Source organism: Winogradskyella psychrotolerans RS-3 (assembly GCF_000427335.1).
Taxonomy (GTDB): domain Bacteria; phylum Bacteroidota; class Bacteroidia; order Flavobacteriales; family Flavobacteriaceae; genus Winogradskyella; species Winogradskyella psychrotolerans.
Genome location: NZ_ATMR01000213.1, coordinates 1 through 863 on the forward strand (window position 1 = coordinate 1; position 863 = coordinate 863).

Consider the following 863-nt stretch of genomic DNA (forward strand, 5'->3'; position numbering starts at 1 on the left):
TTGGTAACCAAATCCAAATCTCCATCATTGTCCAGGTCTGCCCATGCAGCTCCTGTTGATAAATTGGGGTAATCAGAAATCCAGTTGCCGGATTGATCTGAAAACTGAAGGTTTTCTTCCCCTTTAAAGATATAGTTCTTTACTTTACCCGAAGGCATTTTATTCAACGCTTCCTGATCTAAACGATTTGAAGCATTAAATTGTCGTTCTACTTCTTCACTAGATATATAATTGATGTAATCATGGTCATTGGGTCTTCGGGAAATCCCTGTAGATATGAATAAATCCTGTTTTCCGTCAAGATCAAAATCTGCAAATAGAGGACTCCAACTCCAATCAGTCGCTGAGACACCACTATACAGGGCGACTTCCTGAAAGTATTCTCCACCACGGTTGATTTGCAACATATTACGCGCGTATTGGGGATGATAATTGAGGCGTTCTATTTTCAGGTCATGCGTATAAATGGGATCATCACTCATGGATGATTTGAGCACCTTTTCATCTTCAGATAGCATATCCAAGGTGATAATATCTACAAAGCCGTCTTGGTTGATGTCCACAGCGTCATTCCCCATAGAAAACCTGCTTACCTGGCTGAATTTATCCTTCAGTTGCTCGGTAAAAGTTCCGTCTCCGTTGTTGATATAATAATAATCGTCTTCGTGAAAATCGTTGCTTATATAAAGATCAGTAAATCCATCATTGTTAAAATCTGCAGTGGCCAACCCAAGTCCATAGCCATTGGCCCCACCAAAAATCCCTGCCTCTTCGCTGACATCAATGAATTTTCCACCTTCATTTCTAAGCAACTTATCACCACTTAACTCAGTGCGCTTATGCCTTATCGCCGCCGGACCATA

The 863-nt window shown here is 41.0% G+C and carries 1 protein-coding gene; it reads right to left on the reverse strand.

The annotated features are described in order from the left end of the window. Positions 1–728 (reverse strand): FG-GAP repeat domain-containing protein (locus ADIWIN_RS18820; RefSeq protein ID WP_316929667.1); only part of this gene is annotated, 728 nt, incomplete at its 3' end. Positions 729–863 lie beyond the last annotated feature (135 nt).